The organism is Acidicapsa acidisoli (assembly GCF_025685625.1).
Classification (GTDB): Bacteria; Acidobacteriota; Terriglobia; order Terriglobales; family Acidobacteriaceae; genus Acidicapsa; species Acidicapsa acidisoli.
The window spans coordinates 494,904-516,150 of record NZ_JAGSYI010000001.1; the positions used below are offsets into that span (position 1 = coordinate 494,904).

Below are 21,247 nucleotides of genomic sequence, written 5' to 3' on the forward strand. Positions count from 1 at the left end.
CCTTCAAATTCCGGCGGTTTGGCAATTACGTTATGTGTGCTTTGTATAGTCGGGCGGAATACTAAGCAAAGGACGGAATCCGGCAGCGCGAGACGGACGGGTGCTCGTTGGCCAGACATAATGCTCACAGTATCTGGATTCATGCCTCTTCCCAAAGGCATCCAGGTACGCGACATACCCATAGGCACGTAAATGAGAGTGTCCAATCATGATGGACTTGAGTACATCTGCGTCCAGTTCCCCTTTTGCGATGATATGACCATCGCTCGCGGACCTGAGGAAAGTAGAGTAATCCGCGGATGCACCGGGCGGTAGAAGAAATCCGTTCAGAACAATGGGTTCAGGATAGGTCGGAGTACGCGAGAGTTCGCTCGGATCGCCTTTAGTTACAACCTCATAGATACACTGCGTTTCAATTATCCGGGCTGAAGTGCTGCCCTTATTTTCAACGATCCACCAATAACTCAACGGGTCTCCCTCATTTGGAGAAAACCCCTCCATCGAAGATCGAATGACCAGCCACGCGCGCTCAGAAGTCATTTGCGCGTCAGCTTGTTTAAGGGCCGCTTCAGCAGCGGTCATTGCCGCATTGGCGGCACGCCGGGTCTCGATCGATTGACAGCAAATTACACCCGCAGTAATCGCACCAATAATGACGATCCACCAATCAGGCCTTTCAAGGAATGCATACCACTTTGGCGGGCTCGGAGCCTTTTGAGGCTGGTTCGGGGTTTCGTAGTAATTATTCTGAAACACGACCGTCGATGGCTTTTTCGTCTTGGCATCCTGCTTATCATGGCTGGCATCTCTATCTACCTGACCGGCCACGCCAACGGTGCACACTGCGGCAATTGCAAGTATCGCCAAACGTTTCAGCATAATGCAGGAATTGTACCCGCGCCGGATAACCCCGTGGACTTCAAATTACGACGCCACGGTTTGTCCGAAACGTAGTGCCAGCCCCACTTTCGCGCTAAACTGGAAATCGATGGCTCTCCACCAGCCCATCCCGGCGCTTCTCTAGCGGCTCCCGCCGCCGATACCTGTCCTGCGCCCGTTTCCCGATCTCATCATCCAATCAACAAGCAGACTGCGTCCCTTGGCGGGCAGCGGGCTGGAATCTGAGAGTGACCAATGTTTGACCGTTTGCAACAGATGGAAGACCGTTACGTGGACTTAGGCGAGCAGATGGCCCTGCCCGAAGTCCAGAACGACCGCGAAGCGATGCACAAAGCATCCAAGGCCCACCGCGACCTGGAAGCCACCGTCGAAAAATTCCGCGAATACAAGCAGGTAACCAAGGGCGTGGAAGACGCCAAAGCCATGCTCGCCGAAAACGACGCCGATCTCGCCGCCATGGCCCAGGAAGAGTTGACCGAGCTCGCCCCGCGACTCGAAACGATTGAGGCCGAGCTGAAGATCATGCTGCTTCCCAAAGACCCCAACGACGAAAAGAACGTCATCCTCGAAATCCGCGCCGGAACCGGCGGCGACGAGGCTTCGCTTTTCGTGGCCGAGGTCTTCAAGATGTACCTGCGCTTCGCCGAGCAGCATCGCTGGAAGGTCGAAATTCTTTCCGAATCCGAGTCCTCCGTCGGCGGCCTCAAAGAAGTCATCGCGCTCATCGAAGGCGAGCGCGTCTATTCGCAGATGAAGTTCGAGAGCGGCGTGCATCGCGTCCAGCGCGTACCGGCAACCGAAACGCAAGGCCGTGTGCATACCTCCGCGATCACTGTCGCCGTGCTGCCCGAGGCCGAAGAAGTCGACGTCAAAGTCGAGCAAAAAGACCTGCGCATTGACACCTTCTGCTCCTCCGGTCCCGGCGGACAGTCCGTAAACACTACGTACTCGGCCATCCGCATCACGCATATTCCGACCAACACCGTCGTAAGCTGCCAGGACGAGAAATCCCAGATCAAGAATCGCGAAAAGGCCATGCGCGTCCTGCGTTCCCGTCTCTATGAAGTGGAGATGCAGAAGCAGCACGATGCCCTCGCCAAGGAGCGCAAGCAGCAGGTTGGCACAGGCGACCGAAGCGAGAAGATTCGCACCTACAACTTTCCGCAGAACCGCCTTACTGACCATCGCATCGGCCTCACACTGCACCAGCTTGACCTGATCATGCAGGGCCGTCTGCAATCCATCGTCGACGCGCTCATCGCCGACGACCAGGCGCAGAAGCTGAAGGCAGACTCAGCGCAGGCCGCTTGAGCAATGACCCTGCGCGCCCTGGCCGCCGAAGCCGAAGCCCCGCTCCGCAACGGGCCGCATCCGGAGCGGGCGCGGCGGGATGCGGAGACGCTGCTGCTTCATCTGCTGGGCCAGAATCGCGCATGGCTGCTGGCGAATTGGGATACAGCAGCTTCCGTCGAAACACAAGCGGCCCTGCGCGGACTGATCGCGCGCCGCAGTTCCGGCGAGCCGATCCAATACATCACTGGCGCGGCGGAGTTCTTCGGGTTGCCGTTTGCCGTCGCGCCAGGCGTGCTGATTCCGCGCCCTGAAACGGAGCATCTCGTCGAAGAAGTGCTCCGTCTGGCCACTCAATTTGCCTCGCCCGCGATCCATATCGCCGACATCGGCACCGGTTCCGGCGCCATCGCCGTCGCATTGGCGCATTCCTTGCCAGAAGCTCACATTTCCGCGACCGACATCTCGCCAGACGCTCTAGCAGTGGCTCGCGCCAACGCCGCACAAAATCACGTCGCAGACCGAATCTCATTCCTCGAAGGAGACCTGCTCGCTCCGCTAAAGGGACGAAGTTTCTCGATCATCGCCTCCAATCCACCCTACGTTCCATTGCGCGACAGCGACTCGCTCTCCGTCGAGGTGCGCGAATTTGAGCCACACTCGGCATTGTTTGCCGGCCAAGACGGTCTGAATATCTACCGGCGTTTGATCCCGGAGGCGCGCGGTCTGCTTCTCGCCGGCGGATGGCTGGTCATGGAAATAGGTTTTGGACAACAGGAGCAGATTCAGAAGCTTATGAATGAGAACCACTATGCCAGCGTGCATTTTGTGCCGGATTATCAGGGAATTCCGCGTGTCTCTGTCGGTCGAAAATTATAAATAATCGATTATCGTCTGCATCGACGCTCCTTGCCGGAGCATCTTCCAATAGACATCTTTGTCATAAAGGAAATTACTGAATGACCGTTTCAAAAGGCTACGCCGCACAGGATAAAACCACGCCTCTTGCTCCATTCTCCTTCGAACGCCGTGACCCGCTCCCAACCGACATCGCCATCGACATTCTGTACTGCGGAGTCTGCCACTCCGACCTGCACATGGCGCGCAACGAGTGGGGGAACTCCCTTTATCCGATGGTTCCGGGCCACGAGATCGTCGGCAAGGTGACCTTTGTTGGCAGCGCCGTGACCAAATTCAAGGTCGGCCAGATCGCAGCAATCGGAGTCATCATCGATTCCTGCCGCAAGTGCCCAAGCTGCAACGCCGGAGAAGAACAGTACTGCGAAGACGGCATGGTGCTCACCTACGCGCAGCCGGATCGCGTCGAGGGACGCCTTACGCAGGGCGGCTACTCCAGCAACTACGTCGTGGACGAGCGCTTTGCGCATACCGTGCCTGAGAACCTGAATCTGGCCGGCGTCGCACCGCTGCTGTGCGCTGGCATCACGACGTATTCGCCGCTGCGCCACTGGAAGGTTGAACCCGGCAAGAAGGTCGGTATTGTTGGACTCGGCGGACTTGGCCACATGGCGCTCAAGTTTGCACACTCCTTCGGCGCTCACGTGGTTCAGTTCACCACTTCGGAAGCCAAGCGCGCTGATGCTCTTCGGCTGGGCGCGGACGAAGTCGTGCTCTCGAAGGACGATGCCCAGATGAAGAAGCACGAGAACTCTTTCGACTTCATCCTCGATGCAGTTTCCGCTCCGCACGACATCAACGCTTACACCGCGTTGCTCAAGCGCGACGCGGCGATGGCGCTGGTTGGTCTGCCCGATGTGCCTCCGGTGATTAACATCGGCAACCTGGTCTTCAAGCGGGCTGCGCTTTCAGGTTCGCTCATCGGCGGAATGCCTCAGACGCAGGAGATGCTTGACTACTGCGGCGAACACAACATCACTTCGGATGTCGAGATCGTCCCTATGCAGAAGATCAACGAAGCCTTTGAGCGGATGCTGAAGCAGGATGTGAAGTACCGCTTCGTGATCGACATGGCGACGCTGTAACAGCGTTCTAAGTGTGAAGTGTGGAGTGTGGGAAAACGCGGCTTGCGTTTTTCCAGCTCCGCATTTTTGTTTTCGGTGCGCAATAAAATATGAGGGGGGGGTAGGGGGTACCCTATTTTTCCTCATATTCTACTGATTATGCACTACTTACATACAGAAACAGGGGCATAAAATGGCGTTTTTCTGCCGTTTTATGCATGTTTTTTGCACGGGATGGATGGTGCTTGCCAATGCTTTCGGCTGGATTGCGCTGCATCCGCTGTTCTTTATTGTGCGCTCTGGTTGCGTAATTCCACGCAAGGCTCAGGCTGGGTAGTAACGGGTGGCGGCAACTACGGTCCGCTTTACGCCGAGGCGCTGCCCTGTCTGCACGAATGCGTGAAAATGCGCGGTCTGCTGATGGGCCTTGCTGGCATCCTCGTCTTTGTAGACTTCAACGGCGATGGCGGTGTTTGGGGTGTCGTTTGAGAGGAGCACTTCAAACCTGGTTATGCCGGGCTCTTTGATGGATGCTGCGCCGTTTATCTTGCAGGCATTGAGGAACTCCTGCCAATGCTCGGCGGTCACCTGGTAGCTTACGATCTTGTAAAAGCCATGTCCGGCTGGCGAATCGATTTTGGCGGCTATGGCTCGCGGCGCGAATATGCCCGCTATGGGGAGGGCCGTGGCCAGCGTAAACATGCGCGCAAAGAGACTGCGCCGTGTGACGCTTCCTTCGGCTTCCGACAACGGACTGCGCGAAGGATGCTGATTCTCTGATTCACCTGATTTATTCATAGGATGCAACATCCTCCGCGGCGTTTCTTGCGCGTTTGCTTTCGATTCCAGTCTAGTACTCTGCCTTTTCGCCCTTGGCCGGGGTTGTGGTTGGAACGCCCGGGGTTCCGGCATAGGTGATGAGCAGCACGGTTGGCTCATTCCCTGATTCGCCGCGATGAATATCGTCTACCGACTCAGCGACAGCCTGTCCCTGATGAACGACCAAAGTTTTGCCGCTGGCCTTGTCGTGCAGCGTCAGAGTACCAGAGAGCACATAGAGGGCATTGGGGATTTGATGATAATGCCACGGCAACACGGTATGGGGAGCGATGGTCAGCTTGATGGTTGTGAGCTGCGGCTGGCCGGTGGGATAGTGCGTGTATGGCTTGCCGTTCCACGATTGGGTTGTCTGCAGCAGTATGTCGCGATGCCCACTTAAAACGTTTTGCGCCCCGTTTTGAGCGAGCACGGCTGTGAGCGATGCTCCGCCAAGCATGGCGGCTAATGCTACTGCAATGTACTTCCAATTCATCCTGGTTATCTCCTCTATGGTCTTTGCTGACGCGAGGATTTTCTTTCCCATCCATCTCGCAACATCTATGAAATTTGATTCGCGATACTTACTTAAGATTCTGGATTGGCGAATGGGCCAGGCGACTGAAGCTGCTGATGTGTTGAGGGCACGCGCACCACTCTCTGCTGAATGCCGAATCACGCAGCATTCATAGGTGGATCTGTTTCCACGAGAGCGACCGGCAATGTGAAGTGGAACGTCGCGCCGCGCCCGCCGTTGCCGTTGGCCCAGATTCGTCCGCCGTGCGATTCGACAATCGATTTGCTGATTGCCAGGCCCATGCCGCCGCCTTGTGGTTTCGTCGTGAAGAACGCATCGAATATCTGGTCGGCGTTGCCTGGGGGCAGACCGGGGCCTGGATCTTTTACAGAGATCTCGATCTGGCCATCCTCATCCAATTGCGACTTCATCATCAGCACGCCGCCCGTGTCCTTCATCGCCTCGATACCGTTGAGCATCAGGTTCATCAGTACCTGCTGCAGTTGCACCCGGTCCCCTGTGATTTTAGGAAGATTGGCGGCGAGATCCGCACGAATCGAAACGGCATACTCGTGGGTCCAGGGACGCGGAAGCGCCTTGGCGTGGTAAAATCACTGGACTCCCCGCAGAAGGGTCGTATGTCCTGGGTTACGGCCAAAGCCAGCGACACGCTTCGAGTAACCCGACGTCCATAAAGGTAAGAATACGCGGGGTCAAGTCATTCCATCCATGAACAGTCCAGGCCTCACCGCACGCGCGAAGACTCTGATTACAGGGGACAGCGAGATGGCCTATCGCATTCGCGCACACAATTGGGCCGAAACACCCCTTGGGCCGCTTGAAGAGTGGTCCGAAACGCTCCTCGCAACCGTGAATCTCATGTTGCATTCCCCTTTTCCGACGATCCTGTCGTGGGGGCCGGAGATGGTGTTTCTGTACAACGACGCTGCGATTTCCACTTTGACGGTGAAGCATCCGTCCGCGCTCGGGGGCCTGTACCGTAACGTCTTCCACGAAGCATGGGATTTGGTAAGTGGCGATCTCGAAGCCTGTTTGTACCGGGGTGAAACGGCGGTTCGGGACAACATGTTCATCCCGATCCTCTTCAATGGCGTCCTGGAGGACCACTACTGGAGTTACTCCCTCATACCAGTCTACGAGGGTGGCGTGATCGCTGGTGTTTACGATGCCTTCCGCAACACCACCGCAATCGTGACAGGAGCCAGGCGGCTACGCGAAAGCGAGGCAAAGCTAAAACTGGCAACCGAGGTAGCGAAGCTCGGAGTCTTTGTGTGGAACACCGTTGAGGACCGCACGAGTTGGGAAAACGACCTCATGTACGAGATCTTCGGACGAAAGCGCGAAGATGGTCCGGTCAACGGGGCCATGTTTCTAAACGAAGTGTTGCATCCGGAGTATCGGGAAGCCTTTCAGCGGGCCATGGAATCAACTCTGCAAAAGGGTGAGGCATTCGACTTTGAGGGCATAATCTGCCTGCCGGACAAGACTCTCCGTTGGATCGAGGTAAAAGGGCAGCTTCAGACGGAAGGTCCGGTAGAACAAATCCTCGGCACAGTCCGGGATATCACGCAGTTCAAACGGGATGAGGAGAGGCTGCGCGAAAATTCGAAGCACCTTGGCGAACTCGCCGCGATTGTCGAATCTTCCGAAGACGTGATTATAAGCAAAGACCTCAACGGCATCATTACAAGCTGGAATGAGGCTGCCACGCGCCTCTTCGGCTATTCGGCAGAAGAGATAGTCGGCTCGTCGATTCTCAGGCTCATCCCTGAGCACCTCCATTCCGATGAGAAGATCATCATCGAAAGCATTCGGGCTGGGCGACGGATCGAGCACTTCGAGACCATACGCCTCACAAAAGATGGCCGCTCACTCGATGTCTCTCTCACTGTCTCTCCAGTGAAAGACGAGCAGGGAAAGGTGATTGGAGCGTCGAAGATTCTCCGCGATATCTCTGGGCGCAGACGGATCGAGCAATCCTTGTTGCAAGCCGAAAAAATTGCGGCCACTGGCCGCATGGCGGCGACCATCGCGCATGAAATCAACAACCCTCTCGAAGCCGTGGTGAACCTGCTCTACCTTCTTCGTCCCATGATTACCGATCCGGTCGGGATCAATTACCTCGGCTCCGCTGAAGATGAACTCGGCCGCGTTTCGCACATCGCCAAGCAGACACTGGGTTATTACCGGGAACATGCGTCGGCGAGTCGTGTCTCACTCGCCGAAATCGTTCAGCACGCGATCACGATCTACGAGCCACGATGTACGGCGGCTGATATTGAAATCAGAAAGTCACTCGATTCGTCGAGACGTGTTGTACTGCGCCGAGGAGAGATCATGCAGGTGATCTCGAACCTCATTGCGAACTCGATCTATGCGATGCCCTCAGGCGGCGTTCTCTCTATCTCCGTCGAAGATGCGGCAAATGGAATTCTTCTGACCATCGAGGACAATGGCATAGGGATCGCAGCCGAAAATCTGCCAAGGGTATTCGAGGCTTTCTTTACGACCCGCAGCACCATAGGCACGGGCATTGGATTGTTCGTCGCCAAGCAATTCGTCGAGGGCCACGGGGGGCGCATCGGCATTGAAAGCAGAAATGGCGCCGAAGATCACGGCACAACCGTTCGCGTGTTTCTGCCGATCTCCACGGCATATGATCAGTCCGGCAAATAGCCTTTATTAGCCGCGCGGTCGAAATTTGAAATCGCGTGATATCTCTCTTGACAAACCATAACCAAATGGTTATGGTTTTCGTGTGAAGTTGGCTCGTGCTCGCCGGCAGCGCAATGCGTCACGAGCCGCACAAAACCCTCACCACTACAGAGCAGAAAGGACAAGCCATGCAAATCAAACTCACGAGCGTATTCGTCGACGATCAAGACAAAGCCCTGAAGTTCTACACCGAAGCTCTGGGCTTCCAAAAGAAACACGAATTCTCCGCTGGCACGTACAAATGGCTCACCGTGGTCTCTCCCGAAGAACCGGAAGGCGTGCAACTGGTTCTGGAGCTCAACAGCAACCCGGCCGCGAAGACTTATCAGCAGGAGATCTTTAAGCAGGGGATACCGGCGGCGAATTTCTTTGTCGGCGATGTGCAAAAAGAGCACGACAGGCTGAAGCAACACGGCGTGAAGTTCACCAAGGAGCCGACTAAGACCACCGGATCGACCATCGCGGTGCTTGAGGATACGTGCGGAAATCTCATTCAGATCACACACCTGGACTGGTAACAGGGAGGCTCTGCATGCATGCCGCAGCCGACAATGTGTTCAAGGCCCTCGCGGACCCAACGCGCAGGGCCATCTTCGAAGAGCTGACCCGGCAGGGCGAGCAGACTGTCCACGCGTTGACTCGCTATGCATGCGTCTCTCAGCCTGCGGTCTCCAAGCACCTCACAGTGCTGAAGCGTGCGAAGCTGGTACGGCATCGCCGCGAGGGACGCGAAACCCACTATCGTGCGCAACCCGATGCGCTGCGGCCGATGGTGGACTGGCTCGAACTATACGGCGCCTTCTGGCGTGACCGGTTTGACCAGCTTGAGGCGCTTTTGGAAAGGATGAAATAGTGAGCAACCCAGTTAGCAATCCGGCAGGCAGCCCCGCAGAGAACACTCGTACCCTGGTCGTTGAGAGGGTCTTCCCACACCCGCCGGAGAAGCTATGGCGAGCGCTCACCGAAAGCCCGCTCCTCGCGCAATGGATGATGGGCAACGACTTCGAGCCGGTGGTCGGGCGGAAGTTTCAATTCCGGTCCGCGCCCGTGCCGAACTGGAATGGCGTTGTCGACTGCGAGGTGCTGGTCGTCGATCCATTCCAGCGGCTGTCCTATAACTGGGGTACTGGCGGAAGCGAATCCGGGCTGCAATGGACAGTGCTCTGGACGTTGACTGCGACAGAGGGCGGCACGCATCTTCGCATGGAGCAGTCCGGCTTCGGTCCCGATCAGAAGGCGGCTTATCATGGTGCAAATTACGGATGGCAGAAGTTCTTCGGCAACCTGGAACGCCTGCTTGAATCCTGACAGGAGGGTTGGTATGAACACGAAGGCAAAGGCGATTGTTTATTGGACAATGACCGGTCTCGTTGCGTTTTTTATCGGAGTCGGGGGCCTCGGGCAAATTTGGCAGTATTACGCCAACCCCCATGGCGTCGTGCCCCTGCTTGGCTATCCAATGTACTTCTTCGCCATCCTGGGATTCTGGAAGGCGCTTGGAGCGATAGCCATCCTTGCGCCGCGTTTTCCGCTGCTCAAGGAATGGGCCTATGCGGGCATCTTCTTTGACCTGACAGGCGCTGCCGCCTCCTGCGCTGCGGTGGGCGGCTATGGCGCTTACGGCTTTCACGTGATCGCGCCTCTTATCCTGACCGGGTTTACGGTGGCGTCGTGGGCGCTGCGGCCTCCAAGCCGTAAAATTGTCGCGCTCCCTGCCGCGACAACCATCAGGCCTGCGACAGCCGTCAGAGCGGTCTAAACGCTGGATCATGCGCTCGTGAGGCTTCCCTCGCGGGAGTTGCGGTCTGGGCTGCGCGCAGCTAAATTAGGTGCGAGAGTTGGAGCTGTCTATGACTGTCCATCTATGAAAGGAACGTCCCGATGGAATCTGCTTCTGTATTGATCGACGAGAGGATCAAGGGACTTGGGGACTGGCGCGGGAAGATGCTCGCGAAAGTACGCGGAATCGTACACAAGGCAGACCCTGAGATTGTCGAAGAGTGGAAGTTTATGGGCACTCCGGTCTGGTCCCACGCCGGCATCGTCTGCACGGGTGAGGCGTACAAGAACGTCGTCAAGATGACGTTTGCCAAAGGAGCAGAGTTGGCAGCCGCATCCAAAGACCCTGCGGGTCTGTTCAACTCCAGCCTGGAGGGGAATGTCAGGCGCGCTATCGACATTCACGAAGGCGACAAGGTGGATGAGGCGGCGTTGAAGGCTCTTATCCGCGCTGCGGTGGAGCTCAATCTCGCCGATCAGAATCTCAAGGGTCTCAAGGGCAATAACAAGCCGAGGACCGGGCGCAACGCGAAGTAACGACACGGATACGGTCGTTTCTGGCTCCGACAGGATCCATCCCAGGTCTCAGAATCGAGACCTGGGGCACCCAGATTCATCAATTCGCCTTTGAGATAATTACATGGGGGGTAGGGGGTACCCTGTTTTTCCTTATATCTTGCTGATTATGAGCTACTTATAGAGAAAAACAGGTGCGTTAAATGGCGGTTTTTGGCTGTTTTATGCATGTTTTTTGCGCTCCATGGAACGTGCCTGCGGGGGCTTTCGGCTTGATCGCGGTGCTTCCGTTGTTCTCTATTATGCGCCTGCAGGGTTTAATTCCCTGCAAGCTTGCAACAGATTCCGGAATTGCCTGGGAGTACGAATGCGATCCGATAGGATTGGTCTCCATCGACCCTGAGGGCGACGTTGATCTTCAGCCGTTGGGTTAGCCGAAGCTCGATGGGTCGAGGCGTGAAGTCCCATGTCTGAAAATCCAGACATGGGGCACCCAGTTGGCTCATTTTTCTTCTTCGAGACTTGGGCTACCCGCCGTCAGCCGCGAACAGTCTTCGAACTTCGCTTGAAGGTGCCTCAATCGATCCGCGTAAACGATCCAGGAACTGCGCAATCAACGGATGTCGCGATCTCCGCGACATGAGGCTCAATCAGAGGCCAGTTCACAGCCGAAAGTGAAACCAGTGCAATCTTGCGGCCCGTCAGGTTCTGTTCGTGATGCAGGGTCTTATCTCCTGTGACCAGAACCTCGAACCCGGCGATTTCAGCCGCCTCGAGCAGCTTCCCGTTCTGCAGCCCGGCAAAGCCCGCATAGGCAGCGGTCACAGAATTCGGTATATGGCGCCGAAGAGAGTGTGGCAGATTTTCGTCCAACAGAACCGCCTTCACGCCGCTATCTGATGCTCGTGGGCAAAGGTGCGAATCCGCAGGATGGCATCGACAGGAAGCGTAGGAAAGTCCGCATGCGTTTCCTCAGGAGTGCGCCCGAGTTCTTCCTCCTGAACGATGACGTCAGGCTCGATGCGCGTTCCCTTGACGACAGGCCGTCCGCCCATCTTCCCGGCTATGCACTCTACAAGCTCGCACTCCGACCAGTCGACGGTCATGATTCCTCCACGGCTTTCTCTATCGTAGTCAGCCGCTTGCAGCGGGTCAACCGGAGTACACCTGCTCCCCGTCACCTCTGTCAGTCGTTGGGTTACGTGAAGCTCGATGGGTCCAGGCGCGAAGTCCCATGTCTGAAAATCCAGACATGGGGCACCCAGTTGGTTCACTTTACTTCTTGGAGACCTGGGCCGCCCAGGTGGGAATAGATTGCGACTAAAATTTTCCCACATCTAGTACGCAGATTTCCTACACCAAATAGAAGGGGACTTTCCGCTAAAATAGGAGCAGAGCCCATGAATTGTCTAGATAGCCCATTTCTCTGTTTCGATATCTCTTATTCTGAGTACTGGCAGTTGGCATTAGATTACTGGAGCGGCGACGATGTCGCGGGACGCTGGAAGTGGCATGCTTCAGTTGAAGATCTCTCTGGCCTACATGGCGTCCCCAAAAAAGATGTTCCAAAATTTGTAAAATTGGCAGCTACGGCCGTTAGTCTCATGCGTCGTTGCATGGATTGTGACTTTCCTCAAGAGCTTTCATCTCGCTCGACCGTCACTAGCAAGTCTTATGGGGACTACCTTTGCAACGCGTGCCTCGCGGCTCGTAATCAGGCTCGCTTAAGGAGGCGTGAGGAAGAAGAGAGACAGCGTTTCGCTGCAGAGCATGCACACATCGCTGAGAACTGCCAAAGAAACAAGACGTTTGACTACGACGGCATCAGCTACGCTAATGCGGCAATTGCTTTTAGCATCATGCTCGCCTCCGATGAGGCTTGTGAGGTTGGGACTTTTCAACGAAGTGATAGCTTGAACCTTTGCGAAAGTAGCTCTCTTTCCAGCAAGCTTTTGGGGCGTCTTTCCAACGCAGGGGTTCTGGGTTTCGACGAGGGGACGCCACCACAGGCAGTCGAAATTGGCCAGGACAGCAAATGGGGTTATTTCCCGCATCTAGTGAACTGGAGGTTCGCCTCAGACTTGGGGGGTCGGTCTTTTCCAGAGGTATTGACGCTCTTGGGGAAGGTAATCGATGCGCGCGATGCCGACCTCGAATATGGAGGGTCAGTAGCCGAGATGTGGAGGATGCTTGCCTATGATGATGCGCTCAACCATCTTTCACAGGAAGTGGACAATTATCAACTTCCGGATGTTCGTGTCGGACCCAAAACTGAACAGGCAATCTGGCATGCTCTAGACCACTTCTCTATCCCACAGGTCCGGAGAGAGATTACGAATGTGGTGAAGAACGCAGCTGCGTTGTCTCAACATCGCGATTTTGTAAGACGCCACGCTTTGAACACGATCCCTGGGAATCTAATCAGTTATGTGGACAGGGCAGTCAGTGAAGGTTGGCAAGTGTCGCCGTTGCTACGTAACTGGCAGAACGAAGAGCCGGTGCTTTTGACGGTTTTGTTTAATCGAGTGCTTGGCACCGGCCTACCAGGTTTCAAAACGCTATCATACAGTGTCTTGACAGCGACGATCCTGAATGTTGATCGCACGTAAGGCAGGCGGTCGGCCTATGTCTGAGTGAATGACTACGAGGGTGCCCCAGGTCTCGCCTTTGAGACCTGGGATTCGGCGGACGCCACAAATGTCAATCCGAAGGCTCCCAATCCTTCCCGTAAAATCTCAAGCAGAACCCCATGGCTCAAAAACTGGTCCGCTATCAACGCACTGGAGACTTCCACTTTGTTACCTTCAGTTGCTACAGAAGGCGACCCAATCTGGATTCTCCCGCGGCTCGTCATCTCTTTGAACACTCTCTGGAAGCAATGCGTATCCGCTACGAGTTTTGTGTCTTCGGCTATGTCGTCATGCCCGAGCATGTGCATTTGCTAGTCAGTGAACCGAAGCGGGCCATTCTGGCCAAGGCAATTCAGGCACTCAAGCTTTCTGTCTCGGTCCAGCGCCACGAACGGCCATTCTGGCAGGCTCGTTACTATGATTTCAATGTATTCACTCAGCCCAAGCATGTTGAGAAGCTTAAATACATGCACCGCAATCCCGTAAGACGCGAGTTGGTAAAGAAGCCGGAAGACTGGCTTTGGTCCAGTTACACGCACTATCTGACAGGCCAGCCGGGCATCGTTGAAATTGAGTCGTGGTGGACGACGACCCAAAGGGAATCAGGCTTGGCCGAATCCCAGGTCTCAGAAGCGAGACCTGGGGCACCCTGATGGTTATTCATTTGGAGTTGTGGTGTCATGCCATTGCTTCGCGGCCCATGGGTTCGAAGCGGAGCTGGTTGCTGTTGCGGTCTACGTCGATGCGGACGTGTGCGCCGTGTTCGATTTCGCCGTTGAGGATCTTGATTGCCAGCGGGTCCTGCACCATGCGCTGCAGGGCTCGCTTGAGCGGGCGGGCTCCGTAGGCTGCGTCTGAGCCGGTTACGAGGATCAACTGGCTGGCCGGTTCGGTGAGTTCGAGCGAGATGGCGCGGCCTTCGAGGAGCTTGCGCACGTCGTTGAGGCGCATGTCGAGGATCTTGTGCATCTGCGCTGCTCCGAGCGGGCGATAGATAACCATGTCATCGACGCGGTTGAGGAACTCGGGACGGAAGTGCTCTCGCACTGCGCGCATGACCTGCTCCTGCGCCTTTTCAAAGTCATGCTCGGTCTTGAGCAGGTCGGCGTGGAGCAGGTTTGCGCCGAGGTTTGAGGTCATGATGAGCACGGTGTTCTTGAAGTCGACGGTGCGGCCCTTGGAGTCGGTGAGGCGGCCGTCGTCCATGACCTGCAGGAGGACGTTGAAGACGTCGGGATGCGCCTTTTCGATTTCGTCAAAGAGGATCACAGAATAAGGCCGTCTCCGCACGGCTTCCGTGAGCTGGCCGCCTTCGTCGTAGCCGACGTATCCCGGAGGTGCGCCGATCAGCCGCGCCACCGCGTGTTTTTCCATGTATTCGCTCATGTCGATGCGGATCATGTTGTGTTCGTCATCGAAGAGGAACTCGGCGAGGGCGCGGGCCGTTTCGGTTTTGCCGACACCGGTGGGGCCGAGGAAGATGAAGCTGCCGATGGGCCGGTTGGGATCGCTGAGGCCGGCGCGGGAGCGGCGAATGGCGTTGGCGACGACGGTCAGCGCGGCATCCTGCCCGACGACGCGCTCGCGCAGACGGTCTTCCATGGTGACAAGCTTTTTCACTTCGCCTTCGAGCATCTTGGAGACGGGAATGCCAGTCCATTTGCTGACGATTTTGGCGATGTCCTCTTCGTCGACTTCTTCCTTGAGCAGCCGGTTGTGGCTGACGGCGTCTTGCTGGCTGAGCTTTTTCAGCTCGGCTTCGAGGCGCGGGAGTTCGCCGTACTGGATTTGCGCGGCGCGTTCGAGCTGGCCTTTGCGGGTCTGCTCCTCGGCCTCGAAGCGCAGGGCTTCCATTTGCTTTTTGAGCTCGCTGATGCGGGTGATGGCGCCGCGCTCCTGCTGCCAGCGGGCGCGGAGGCTGTTGATCTGCTCCTTGAGGGTGGAGAGGTCGCGCTCAATGACGGCCAGGCGCTGGATGCTGTTGGGGTCGGTTTCGCGCTTGAGGGCGGCGCGCTCGATTTCGAGAGACGTAGCTTCGCGCTCAAGCTGGTCCACCTCCGTCGGAACAGAACCAATCTGAATGGCCAGCGAAGCCGCCGCTTCATCGACGAGGTCGATGGCCTTGTCAGGCAGGAAACGGTCAGAGATGTAACGATGCGAAAGCGTCGCCGCAGATACGATGGCCGAATCCTTGATGCGCACGTTGTGGTGCGCCTCATACCGCTCGCGCAGGCCGCGTAGGATGGCGATGGTGTCTTCGACGTTGGGCTCGCCGACGTAGACGATCTGGAAGCGGCGTTCGAGTGCCGCGTCCTTTTCGATGTACTTGCGGTATTCGTTGAGGGTGGTAGCACCGATAGCCCGCAGTTCGCCGCGAGCCAGCGCGGGCTTCAGCATGTTGCTGGCGTCGATCGCGCCTTCAGCCGCTCCAGCGCCGACGAGGGTATGCAGCTCGTCGATAAAGAGAATGATCTGCCCGCCGGACTCGTCGATTTCGCGGAGGACGGCTTTGAGGCGGTCTTCGAATTCGCCACGGTACTTGGCCCCGGCGAGCATGGAGCCGAGGTCCAGCGAGATCACCCGCTTGTCGCGCAGCAGATCAGGTACGTCGCCGGAGACGATGCGGCGCGCCAGGCCCTCGACGATGGCGGTCTTGCCGACGCCGGGCTCGCCGATGAGCACGGGGTTGTTCTTGGTGCGGCGGCTGAGGACCTGGATGACGCGGCGAATCTCCTCGTCGCGGCCGATGACGGGGTCGAGCTTGCCGCGGCGGGCGAGTTCGGTGAGATCTTTGGCATATTTTTCGAGCGCCTGGAATTTGCCTTCAGGATTCTGGTCGGTCACGCGCTGCGACCCACGCACCGCCGTGAGCGCTTTCAAAATTGCGTCATGCGTCGCTCCTTCGGCAAGCAGCGCGTCGACTGCCGGGTCGCCCTTCTCCCGGGTCAGGCCGAGGAGCAGGTGTTCCGTAGAGACGTACTCGTCCTTGAAATTCGCAGCTTCCTTGAAGGCCTGTTCGACGGCCTTGTTGAGCCGATTGGACAGGCCGGGCTGACCTTGCGCTCCGGATACGCGGGGGAGTTTTTCCTCGATGGCGTGCAGCTCCGCCTCCAGCCGCTCGGCTGGGACACCGATTTTTTCGAGCACAGGCAAAATCACGCCTTCGCGGTCCGCGATCAGGGTCAGAAGCAGATGAACGGGCTGCAGCTCGGGATTGCCCAGCTCCGAGGCCTGCGCGATTGCCTGCTGCATCGCCTCCTGCGATTTCACGGTAAGTTTGTCCCAGCGAATGGCCATACTTATATCTCCTGGCTGCCAGCTCGCGGCTTGCAGCGCTTTGATTTCTCTATTTTGCTCTTGTTTTGGGCCGGTAAACACAAGGCCGGGAGCGGAGATTTCCTCCTCTCCCGGCATGCTCAACTACATTCCTGATTCGACCGCCTGCCCTGGGCTGGTGGCTAACGGCTGCTATTACGCCGCTGTACCGATCTCGATCTGCCTAGGCTGCGCCGAAGCTTTCTTTTTCAGCTCCAGCTTGAGCACGCCAGCGTTGTAGTTTGCCTGCACATTCTCGGTATCGACCGTGATGGGCAGGCTGAAGGAACGGAAGAAACTGCCATAGCGGCGCTCGATGCGATGGAAGTTCTCTTCCTTCTCTTCGGACTCGAACTTGCGCTCGCCGCGCACAGAAAGCGTCTGATTTTCGACGCGGATGTCCAGATCCTCTTCCTTGATGCCCGGGATGTCCAGCTTGAGGACGACCTTTTCGCCGTTCTCGTATACATCGACCGCGGGGGCAAAGCTGGCAGCGGTCACTGTTCCGTTATCGCCGCCAAAATCCTGGAAGAGCGAATTGACACGATCCTGCAGGGTTGCGACTTCACGAATGGGATACCAACGACTAATTGCCATGATGCGATTCTCCTTAACCCTAATGGGTGCAAGCTTCAAAATTGACGCGGCACTGGACGGTGAGTCCAAGCTGCTCACATAATCTGATGAAACTATAGCATGTTCGATGCAATAAATATGCGCGTTTTGCGCTCATATTTTTAATCCTTTTCAAAAATACTGATTCCTAACGCTTTAGGAATTCAGGCAGACTCATTTGCTGCGATTAATCGCAGCAAATCGCCCTTTTGCCGTTGAGTAAAACCCGGCAGGCAAGGCAGCGATAAGCAGAATAGGAGAGGATCTGCGGGCTCGAAACCCGGGTCTCGTCGATCAGACCCGGGGAACCCGTCTGGAAGGATGGACCAGACAGCCAGGGAGAGACTACACGGTCGCCAGCGCGGCGGCCTGGTCCGGGAAGAGCCCGGCGTACTTGGTAATTCCGACCATGGTAAAGACCTTCGTGAAGTGCGCTGAAAGCCCGAAGGCCAGCACTTTCTGGCCGGAGTTAGCCGCTTCCATCAGCAACTGAATCACCAGCGCGATGCCGCTGGAGTTGATGTACTCAACCTTGGTGAAGTCTAGAAGGACGGTCTTGACCGTCGCCTTTGAGAGACTCTGGTACGAGCCGATCACCGCCTCCTTGGATGACGAAGAAATGTCGCCTTCAAAACGAAGGACAGTGACCGGTTGGCCGGACGGTGTGGTGGTCTGGTCGATTTTTGACTTCGTATCGGTCTGCACTTGAATTCTGTCTCCGTAAATCAGGTTAGCTCATCCATGAACCTGGACTAGAAAGCAGGACTAGAAACCAGGACTGGCGGTCCAGTCTCAATCAGTCTATGCCCTGGCGTCAGGCTTCTTCCTTGTCCAGGCGGATCACGAGCCGAACATAACTGCCTTTGCCGTTAGCTCCTACGACCCACTCGGCCTCGTCGACCAGCGCCTGGATGAGGAACATCCCCATGCCGCGAGGGTCTTCTTCGCCGTGCATCTTGCGGTCAATATCCGGCTTGGTGGGGTGGGTCTTCATGCCCTTGCCGTCATCCATGACCTTGACTTCAAGAGCGTCTGTGCCCGCTGAGAGAGTGACGCCGACCGAGAGCTTTTCGTTGAGACGGTTGCCGTGTTCAATTGCGTTGATGCACGCTTCGGCGACAGCGGTCTTGAGATCGTCGATACGGTCTTCTCGGAAGCCCATCAGTTTGGCGACCGAGGCAGCCGTGCTCATGGCCACTTTTTCAAAGCCAAGGCGAGAGGGGAGACGTACTTCAACCGTTGCGCTACGCGCTGGAAAACCGGTCATGCGGACACCTTGCCGTTCAGTCTATCCATATTATCGGCAAAGGAAGGTGCAACTTCGGGCAGATGGCACAACACGAGCGCGGTCATGTCATCCTCCTGGGGTCCGCCACCGGAAAATCCCTGAATGGCCCTCCACAATGCATCGAGAATACCATCGGCCTGCTGTACTGGTGTATCGCAAAACTCCTTAAGCAGCCGATCCTGCCCAAATTCCTCGTCACCCAGAAAAACCTCCGTCAACCCATCCGTATAGAAGAGCAGCCGGCTCCCCTTGGCAAAAAGTAGCCGCTCGCTGGAATAGGTCATGCCCGGCAGCAATCCCAGAGGAGTGCCTGCCGCTTCTATTTGATGCGAAGCGCCATCGGGAGTGATCACAAAGCCGGGATTATGGCCGGCGTTGACGATCTCCACCTCGCCTCGCCTGGGGTCGAGCCGGAGGAAGATGGCTGTAACGTAGCGCCTGCGCGCTTCTTCCCCCTCCTGCCAGTGATGCTGGTTCATGCGCGTGGCGAGCAGATCGAGCGAAACTCCGGTGATCGCCATGGCGCGAAAGGCCGCGCGAAAGCTGGTCGCCATGATCGCCGAAGCGAGGCCCTTGCCCGCGACGTCGGCAACGGCCATGATCATGCCGCCCTCGGGCAACGAAATGATGTCGACATAGTCGCCGCCGACTTCGTAGCAGGTTTGGGATTTCACGGCAATCGAGAAACCGGGAATCGACGGCATGCGCTGCGGCAAGAGCGAGCGCTGAATTTCCCGGGCAGCATCGAGATCCTGCTGGACGCGCGCCCATTGCAGGTTGCGCTCATGATTGCGAGCATTTTCAAGCGCCACAGCGGCCTGCAGCGCCAAGCCTTCGAGAAAATCCGTTTCGTACATCGTGATCGGGCGGCCTTCGGGCGGCGCCACGATCAGGTCGGTCATGCGTTTCCCTTCCCGATCGTCGAGCGGGTAGGTCTGAATTCCGTCCACCTTACCGGCTTCGGTCTTTTTCGGCGGGTCTCCGTAGGAGAGATCGGTGCCTGAAAAAGCCGCGCCGGCCATCTCCAGTTCGCGGACGACGATGCGGAGAACGGTCTCCAGCACTTCGTCCTCGCGCGTCGTGGAATGCACCTGGCGGGAGACTTCCAGCAACGCCTGCAGGCGCGCGACCTGCTGCTGCAGGTCCATCGTCTGCGTGATGGAGTTCTGCGTCATTACCGGCGAACCATCCATCGCGGCGCTCCTTTCGGGATCTCAGTGATTGCCGGGGGAATGCCGGTAGCCATGCGGGAAATCCTCCGTGGAAAACCAATGTAGCATGAGTGCGCAGTATTAGGGCGCAGGGGGCAGAGATCAGGGCTCGACGGCAACATCCCTGATCTCCGCCCCCTGTCCCTTTTGCGCTACGCCGTTATCGTCCTCGTAGGTTTAGAGCCGATCAAACCGTAATACGCAATGTAGAGATAGCAAAATGCCGGGATCACAAACGCGTGCTGGATACTTGACTTGTCTGCCACCCAGCCGATGAGCGCCGGAATAACGGCTCCGCCGACAACCGCCGTCATGATCAATCCCGAGCCTTTGCTGGTCATTGGTCCGAGCCCGGCAATACCCAGGGCGAAGATATTCGGGAACATGATGGAATTCAGAAAACCGCAAAGCACCAGGCTCCAGATCGCCAGTTGCCCGGAACTCATCATCGAAAGCAAAACCATCGCAGTGCCCGCAATACCAAAGACACCGAGCAGTTTGCCCGATTTGAAGATCGTCAGCAGCCACGAACCGAGAAGGCGGCCGACCAAAGCGCCGAACCAGTAAAGCGAAACCAGCAGGGCCGCGATCACAATGTCATTCCAAGGGCCGAACAAGTGCGTAATCAACGATCCGAAGCCGCCAAGGGACGCGAAAAACGAGGCGACACCATCACTGTGAATCCCCTGAAGCAAGAAATAATTGACCGCAATCGAAGCTAGTCCGACTTCGACCCCAACATAAAGGAAGATGCCGACCGCGCCCAGCACCGTGTGCCGGTAGCCCCAGATGCTGCGGCTCAGGATAGGATCGCCCTCTTTTGCAGGCCGGAAGGCCTGGGTCCCAGAGATAGCCGGCAGATTCATGAAGATCACGGCAATGCCCAGTATCAGCAACCCAGCCGCAATTGCGATATAAGGCCCCCGCACCGTATTGGCAGTGGCGGCAGCTGTAGCCATCTTTGCCGGATCGGTAAGGATGTAGTGGCCGGCAACGATGGGAGCAATAGCGCCGCCTAGCGAATTGAGCGCCTGAGCCAGCGTCAGCCGAATTGGTGCGCTTTGCTCGGGACCGAGAATAGCGACATATGGGTTCGCCGAGGTCTGTAACGCGGTTACGCCAGCGCCAACCACAAAAACCGCAGTCAAGAAAAGTGGAAAGCTGACCATCTTGGCCGCAGGCACGAACATCAGGCATCCCACCACCTGGATGAACAGAGAAACCACCATCGTCCGCTTATAACCGATCATCTCGATCAGCTTGGAGGTAGGCGACGAGAAGACAAAGTAGGCCAGAAAGAACGCCGATTCCGCCAGCATCGCCCACGCATAAGGCAATTCGAAGATCCGCCTCAGATGCGGCACCAGCGCCATATTCAGGTTGGTAATGAACCCGAAGATGAAAAACAGCGCGGTAACTGTAATAAACGGACCGGTGTAGCTGGGCGTGCTGGATTCTCCAGCCGTAACTGTGGATTTGGTTGCCATGATGCGTCGATCTCCGCTTCTGAAAACAAAAATTTACCCAACCCTTGCCTAAACCTGCCCGAATCATGATCTGGCCGGGCCATCTGCAAGGTTGACTCAGACACAACTCCAAAACCACGCACGACAGGCGCCTGTCCTCGAGTTGCACACAACACTATACGGTAC

Annotated in this window: 23 protein-coding genes; 11 read left to right on the forward strand and 12 right to left on the reverse strand. The window is 56.8% G+C overall.

Annotated elements, in window-relative coordinates; genetic code table 11:
- Positions 1–30: 30 nt before the first annotated feature.
- Positions 31–879 (reverse strand): hypothetical protein, encoded by an 849-nt coding sequence (locus OHL23_RS01965; RefSeq protein ID WP_263350091.1) that lies wholly within the window; start codon positions 877–879, stop codon positions 31–33.
- Between the two features lie 255 nt (positions 880–1,134).
- Between OHL23_RS01965 and prfA the strand changes: the two genes are divergently transcribed.
- From prfA to OHL23_RS01980, 3 genes are all read left to right on the forward strand, one after another.
- Positions 1,135–2,211, forward strand: coding sequence for a peptide chain release factor 1 (prfA, locus tag OHL23_RS01970; RefSeq protein WP_263350092.1), 1,077 nt, complete (start codon positions 1,135–1,137; stop codon positions 2,209–2,211).
- Positions 2,212–2,214: 3 nt separating this feature from the next.
- On the forward strand, positions 2,215–3,069 hold the full coding sequence (gene prmC / locus OHL23_RS01975; protein WP_263350093.1) for a peptide chain release factor N(5)-glutamine methyltransferase: 855 nt from the start codon (positions 2,215–2,217) through the stop codon (positions 3,067–3,069).
- A gap of 80 nt (positions 3,070–3,149) precedes the next feature.
- On the forward strand, positions 3,150–4,193 hold the full coding sequence (locus tag OHL23_RS01980) for an NAD(P)-dependent alcohol dehydrogenase (RefSeq protein ID WP_263350094.1): 1,044 nt from the start codon (positions 3,150–3,152) through the stop codon (positions 4,191–4,193).
- Positions 4,194–4,496: 303 nt separating this feature from the next.
- Here the strand turns inward: OHL23_RS01980 and OHL23_RS01985 are convergent, their stop codons facing one another.
- The 3 genes from OHL23_RS01985 to OHL23_RS01995 all read right to left on the reverse strand — a co-directional run bounded on the left by OHL23_RS01985 (position 4,497) and on the right by OHL23_RS01995 (position 6,014).
- On the reverse strand, positions 4,497–4,970 hold the full coding sequence (locus tag OHL23_RS01985; RefSeq protein WP_263350095.1) for a putative quinol monooxygenase: 474 nt from the start codon (positions 4,968–4,970) through the stop codon (positions 4,497–4,499).
- Between the two features lie 52 nt (positions 4,971–5,022).
- Complete coding sequence (locus OHL23_RS01990) at positions 5,023–5,484, reverse strand: cupin domain-containing protein (RefSeq protein ID WP_263350096.1); 462 nt, start codon at positions 5,482–5,484, stop codon at positions 5,023–5,025.
- A gap of 179 nt (positions 5,485–5,663) precedes the next feature.
- Positions 5,664–6,014, reverse strand: a complete 351-nt coding sequence (locus OHL23_RS01995) for an ATP-binding protein (protein ID WP_263350097.1) — start codon at positions 6,012–6,014, stop codon at positions 5,664–5,666.
- Between the two features lie 220 nt (positions 6,015–6,234).
- Here OHL23_RS01995 and OHL23_RS02000 point away from each other — a divergent pair, with 220 nt between their 5' ends.
- From OHL23_RS02000 to OHL23_RS02025, 6 genes are all read left to right on the forward strand, one after another.
- Positions 6,235–8,202, forward strand: coding sequence for a PAS domain-containing sensor histidine kinase (locus OHL23_RS02000; protein ID WP_263350098.1), 1,968 nt, complete (start codon positions 6,235–6,237; stop codon positions 8,200–8,202).
- 167 nt (positions 8,203–8,369) lie between these two features.
- Positions 8,370–8,759 carry a VOC family protein gene (locus OHL23_RS02005; protein ID WP_263350099.1) on the forward strand — a complete coding sequence of 130 codons (390 nt, stop codon included), beginning with the start codon at positions 8,370–8,372 and terminating at the stop codon, positions 8,757–8,759.
- 14 nt (positions 8,760–8,773) lie between these two features.
- Complete coding sequence (locus tag OHL23_RS02010) at positions 8,774–9,094, forward strand: ArsR/SmtB family transcription factor (protein WP_263350100.1); 321 nt, start codon at positions 8,774–8,776, stop codon at positions 9,092–9,094.
- Complete coding sequence (locus OHL23_RS02015) at positions 9,094–9,549, forward strand: SRPBCC family protein (RefSeq protein WP_263350101.1); 456 nt, start codon at positions 9,094–9,096, stop codon at positions 9,547–9,549. Before OHL23_RS02010 ends, OHL23_RS02015 begins: the two co-directional genes overlap by 1 nt.
- A 13-nt stretch (positions 9,550–9,562) precedes the next feature.
- Complete coding sequence (locus tag OHL23_RS02020; RefSeq protein WP_263350102.1) at positions 9,563–10,000, forward strand: DoxX family protein; 438 nt, start codon at positions 9,563–9,565, stop codon at positions 9,998–10,000.
- Positions 10,001–10,122: 122 nt separating this feature from the next.
- Positions 10,123–10,557 (forward strand): DUF1801 domain-containing protein, encoded by a 435-nt coding sequence (locus tag OHL23_RS02025; protein WP_263350103.1) that lies wholly within the window; start codon positions 10,123–10,125, stop codon positions 10,555–10,557.
- 555 nt (positions 10,558–11,112) lie between these two features.
- On the opposite strand, the gene OHL23_RS02030 is transcribed toward OHL23_RS02025, so the two are convergent.
- Positions 11,113–11,409 carry a hypothetical protein gene (locus OHL23_RS02030; protein ID WP_263350104.1) on the reverse strand — a complete coding sequence of 99 codons (297 nt, stop codon included), beginning with the start codon at positions 11,407–11,409 and terminating at the stop codon, positions 11,113–11,115.
- Between the two features lie 11 nt (positions 11,410–11,420).
- On the reverse strand, positions 11,421–11,642 hold the full coding sequence (locus OHL23_RS02035; RefSeq protein ID WP_263350105.1) for a DUF433 domain-containing protein: 222 nt from the start codon (positions 11,640–11,642) through the stop codon (positions 11,421–11,423).
- Positions 11,643–11,936: 294 nt separating this feature from the next.
- Here OHL23_RS02035 and OHL23_RS02040 point away from each other — a divergent pair, with 294 nt between their 5' ends.
- The gene (locus OHL23_RS02040) at positions 11,937–13,145 is read left to right on the forward strand and encodes a hypothetical protein (RefSeq protein ID WP_263350106.1); all 1,209 of its coding nucleotides are present in this window, start codon (positions 11,937–11,939) and stop codon (positions 13,143–13,145) included.
- 140 nt (positions 13,146–13,285) lie between these two features.
- Positions 13,286–13,819 (forward strand): REP-associated tyrosine transposase, encoded by a 534-nt coding sequence (locus OHL23_RS02045; protein ID WP_263350107.1) that lies wholly within the window; start codon positions 13,286–13,288, stop codon positions 13,817–13,819.
- A 25-nt stretch (positions 13,820–13,844) separates the two neighbouring features.
- Here OHL23_RS02045 and clpB read toward each other — a convergent pair whose 3' ends face one another.
- The 6 genes from clpB to OHL23_RS02075 all read right to left on the reverse strand — a co-directional run bounded on the left by clpB (position 13,845) and on the right by OHL23_RS02075 (position 21,082).
- On the reverse strand, positions 13,845–16,463 hold the full coding sequence (clpB, locus tag OHL23_RS02050; RefSeq protein WP_263350108.1) for an ATP-dependent chaperone ClpB: 2,619 nt from the start codon (positions 16,461–16,463) through the stop codon (positions 13,845–13,847).
- A gap of 174 nt (positions 16,464–16,637) precedes the next feature.
- Positions 16,638–17,078, reverse strand: coding sequence for an Hsp20/alpha crystallin family protein (locus OHL23_RS02055; protein ID WP_263350109.1), 441 nt, complete (start codon positions 17,076–17,078; stop codon positions 16,638–16,640).
- 363 nt (positions 17,079–17,441) lie between these two features.
- Positions 17,442–17,801: an STAS domain-containing protein gene (locus tag OHL23_RS02060; protein WP_263350110.1), complete on the reverse strand. Its 360-nt coding sequence runs from the start codon at positions 17,799–17,801 to the stop codon at positions 17,442–17,444.
- 109 nt (positions 17,802–17,910) lie between these two features.
- On the reverse strand, positions 17,911–18,363 hold the full coding sequence (locus OHL23_RS02065; RefSeq protein WP_263350111.1) for an ATP-binding protein: 453 nt from the start codon (positions 18,361–18,363) through the stop codon (positions 17,911–17,913).
- Complete coding sequence (locus OHL23_RS02070) at positions 18,360–19,577, reverse strand: PP2C family protein-serine/threonine phosphatase (RefSeq protein ID WP_263350112.1); 1,218 nt, start codon at positions 19,575–19,577, stop codon at positions 18,360–18,362. The genes OHL23_RS02065 and OHL23_RS02070 overlap by 4 nt, the downstream gene beginning before the upstream one ends.
- Before the next feature lie 170 nt (positions 19,578–19,747).
- Positions 19,748–21,082: a sugar MFS transporter gene (locus tag OHL23_RS02075; protein WP_263350113.1), complete on the reverse strand. Its 1,335-nt coding sequence runs from the start codon at positions 21,080–21,082 to the stop codon at positions 19,748–19,750.
- Positions 21,083–21,247 lie beyond the last annotated feature (165 nt).

Excerpts from the sequence above, each read along its gene's own strand:
- prfA (WP_263350092.1), top strand. The coding sequence starts at position 1,135 with ATGTTTGACCGTTTGCAACAGATGGAAGACCGTTACGTGGACTTAGGC.
- OHL23_RS01990 (WP_263350096.1), bottom strand. The coding sequence starts at position 5,484 with ATGAATTGGAAGTACATTGCAGTAGCATTAGCCGCCATGCTTGGCGGA.
- OHL23_RS02065 (WP_263350111.1), bottom strand. The coding sequence starts at position 18,363 with ATGACCGGTTTTCCAGCGCGTAGCGCAACGGTTGAAGTACGTCTCCCC.
- OHL23_RS02055 (WP_263350109.1), bottom strand. The coding sequence starts at position 17,078 with ATGGCAATTAGTCGTTGGTATCCCATTCGTGAAGTCGCAACCCTGCAG.
- clpB (WP_263350108.1), bottom strand. The coding sequence starts at position 16,463 with ATGGCCATTCGCTGGGACAAACTTACCGTGAAATCGCAGGAGGCGATG.
- OHL23_RS01980 (WP_263350094.1), top strand. The coding sequence starts at position 3,150 with ATGACCGTTTCAAAAGGCTACGCCGCACAGGATAAAACCACGCCTCTT.
- OHL23_RS02025 (WP_263350103.1), top strand. The coding sequence starts at position 10,123 with ATGGAATCTGCTTCTGTATTGATCGACGAGAGGATCAAGGGACTTGGG.
- OHL23_RS01965 (WP_263350091.1), bottom strand. The coding sequence starts at position 879 with ATGCTGAAACGTTTGGCGATACTTGCAATTGCCGCAGTGTGCACCGTT.
- OHL23_RS02005 (WP_263350099.1), top strand. The coding sequence starts at position 8,370 with ATGCAAATCAAACTCACGAGCGTATTCGTCGACGATCAAGACAAAGCC.
- OHL23_RS02020 (WP_263350102.1), top strand. The coding sequence starts at position 9,563 with ATGAACACGAAGGCAAAGGCGATTGTTTATTGGACAATGACCGGTCTC.
- OHL23_RS02045 (WP_263350107.1), top strand. The coding sequence starts at position 13,286 with ATGGCTCAAAAACTGGTCCGCTATCAACGCACTGGAGACTTCCACTTT.
- OHL23_RS02000 (WP_263350098.1), top strand. The coding sequence starts at position 6,235 with ATGAACAGTCCAGGCCTCACCGCACGCGCGAAGACTCTGATTACAGGG.
- OHL23_RS02035 (WP_263350105.1), bottom strand. The coding sequence starts at position 11,642 with ATGACCGTCGACTGGTCGGAGTGCGAGCTTGTAGAGTGCATAGCCGGG.
- OHL23_RS01985 (WP_263350095.1), bottom strand. The coding sequence starts at position 4,970 with ATGAATAAATCAGGTGAATCAGAGAATCAGCATCCTTCGCGCAGTCCG.
- prmC (WP_263350093.1), top strand. The coding sequence starts at position 2,215 with ATGACCCTGCGCGCCCTGGCCGCCGAAGCCGAAGCCCCGCTCCGCAAC.
- OHL23_RS02075 (WP_263350113.1), bottom strand. The coding sequence starts at position 21,082 with ATGGCAACCAAATCCACAGTTACGGCTGGAGAATCCAGCACGCCCAGC.
- OHL23_RS02040 (WP_263350106.1), top strand. The coding sequence starts at position 11,937 with ATGAATTGTCTAGATAGCCCATTTCTCTGTTTCGATATCTCTTATTCT.
- OHL23_RS02010 (WP_263350100.1), top strand. The coding sequence starts at position 8,774 with ATGCATGCCGCAGCCGACAATGTGTTCAAGGCCCTCGCGGACCCAACG.
- OHL23_RS02070 (WP_263350112.1), bottom strand. The coding sequence starts at position 19,577 with ATGGATGGTTCGCCGGTAATGACGCAGAACTCCATCACGCAGACGATG.